Raw genomic sequence first — 1,795 nt, forward strand, 5'->3', positions numbered from 1 at the left:
AACTTCGATTTGAGGGCGAGAAATGAAATCGGACATAAGGTCGGACTTATCATCGGATCGTCGCCGAAGTCAGACGGCCCCCACCGGAGCGTTACGACCATCCGGTCGATCAGGGCAGCGAGTTCATCTCCCGGGATATGGACCTCTGGGCCTATCAGCGCGGCGTCACACTCGAGTTCTCACGATCTGGCAAACCGACGGACAACGCCTTTGTCGATGCGTACAATGGCCGCTTCCGTGCCGAGTGTTTGAACGCCCATTGGTTCCTGACGCTTACAGATGCGATCAAAAAGTTGGAGGCTTGGCGTAGATACTACAACTTTGATTCATTACGCCCATCTTTCTATGTTTTTGAAGGGGCCCATACAATCCGTAGTCGTTCAGTTTCGGGTCATTCCCGTGTTACGCATATAGGCATCATCTTGAGGTTGCAAAGATTGCCCTCCAAGCATTGGGAAAAGCATGTTCAGCAGTTTGCGTGGCTTTCCTCCGAACAGCACTCGACGTATAAATATACGTTGGAAGTATCCAATTTTGGCCTTCGAAAACACTATGTTCGGGCTTCGCCAAACGACGTTATAACCAAAATGCCGACCAATATGTTCTAGGGCAGCTTCGCTGTAGAAAAAAACATGCCCGCCGGAATTAGGGCATAGGTAACTCCAATTTTTATCTTGCCCCTCATACAGGATTGTAGTCGCAAATAAAATTTTTGGATCTCGTTTAAAAATTTCCCTGAGGTCATCAATCGGATTCGGCAGGTGTTCAAAAACTTCTGTTGCTAGGATTATATCATATGATTGGCTCACTTCATCTTCGAACCCGGCTGCATAAGTGTTCTGGGAGTACTTGTCACTGAGGCGCGCATCAATTCCTATATCTCGCAACATTCGCACTAGAAGTCCGTTTCCTCCTCCGAAATCGAGTACTTTTGCCGTTCGACCCAATTGCAGCATCCTGGAGAGGTAGAAAACGGTTACCTGCGCCCTCTGACAGCGCGCCACGGCCCCCAGATCTTCGCCTGGGAGGCTACCGCTATAGGTCTCACCAAGCCAATGAGGTTCTTCGGTTTGAAGTGACTTGCAACCAGAACAACGATAAAAGCTTACGTCGAAGCGTTTAAAAAATGGCAACGAGAAAGCTCGTTGAGCTTCCTCGCCACAAAGTCGACATATGGTCACATTTAGTGGGCCTACGTTCACTGAAGTATTCTTTGGCACAGATAACCTCGCAATTTTTAGTTCAGATTGCCTTGCGCAAACGACACCAAACTGACGATGTCCCACTGAAAGCACCCGCGTTCAAGATACCGACGGGTTTTGCAAACAAGTCATCTCACTACCCGTTAAAGCCGCCAAGTCTAGGCTGGAGGAGGTCACAATTACTTCGATGCTCATCCAAACATAAAGGTATCGTCAACATAGGTTATCTGAAGATAGTTCTCGACCTGCTCGCGCTCTAACTCATCAAGTGCCCGGTCATAGATCAGTACGGCAGCGATCTCGAGTTGGCTTTCACCCAGTCCCCCGATCTCCTCACCCAGCACAAGCCGCTTCAGGTCGGTATTGAAAGCATGGGTGCCGCTATCGATCAGCCCACCGTTCAGGTAGTGGTTGAACGCGCCATCGTCCAGAACCACCGACTGCACAAGCCAGCCAGGGCTCACCGCCTCAATGCCCGAATCGAAGTCGTTCGATCCGCCATAACCCTGCACCGACAGGCCTTCGTTATTCCAACTCGAAACCAGACCAAAGGTTTCATTTCGCGCCCCGTCGCCATAGGCAACACCTGCTGA

2 protein-coding genes and 1 pseudogene are annotated in these 1,795 nt (G+C 50.1%); 1 reads left to right on the forward strand and 2 read right to left on the reverse strand.

All coding sequences use genetic code 11. The features are described 5' to 3' along the window. Positions 1-104 precede the first annotated feature (104 nt). Positions 105-320: pseudogene (locus ACSSVY_RS22735) on the forward strand (integrase core domain-containing protein); the annotation flags it as partial. Between the two features lie 60 nt (positions 321-380). Here the strand turns inward: ACSSVY_RS22735 and ACSSVY_RS22740 are convergent. Together ACSSVY_RS22740 and ACSSVY_RS22745 are read right to left on the reverse strand one after the other, a co-directional pair. Next, on the reverse strand, positions 381-1,286 hold the full coding sequence (locus ACSSVY_RS22740) for a class I SAM-dependent methyltransferase (protein WP_454272314.1): 906 nt from the start codon (positions 1,284-1,286) through the stop codon (positions 381-383). A 107-nt stretch (positions 1,287-1,393) separates the two neighbouring features. Then, positions 1,394-1,795: hypothetical protein (locus ACSSVY_RS22745; protein ID WP_454272316.1), on the reverse strand; the 402-nt coding region annotated here is incomplete at its 5' end.

This window comes from Roseovarius sp. MBR-51 (assembly GCF_053628575.1).